Raw genomic sequence first — 224 nt, 5'->3', positions numbered from 1 at the left:
TGACATGTGGAGCTGACGAATACTAATAGATCGAGGACTTAACCATATAATATGTAGCAAATGTTATCTAGTTTTGAGAGAACATAAAAAAACTTGTTGACTTTTAAAGTGAATAAGTTATAATAATGATTGTCTCAAAAGAATAATGTCTGGTAATGATGGCAGAGAGGTCACACCCGTTCCCATACCGAACACGGAAGTTAAGCTCTCTAGCGCCGATGGTA

The 224-nt window shown here is 36.6% G+C and carries 1 rRNA gene; it reads left to right on the top strand.

Going from position 1 to position 224, the window contains the following annotated elements:
• Positions 1–148: 148 nt before the first annotated feature.
• Positions 149–224 (top strand): 5S ribosomal RNA (gene rrf, locus JDS81_RS30140); the annotation flags it as partial.

The sequence above is a fragment of the Bacillus cereus group sp. N31 genome, assembly GCF_016483245.1.
Classification (GTDB): Bacteria; Bacillota; Bacilli; order Bacillales; family Bacillaceae_G; genus Bacillus_A; species Bacillus_A toyonensis.
Note: the sequence above shows the minus strand (reverse complement) of the source record. Positions and strands in the feature narration are given on the sequence as shown.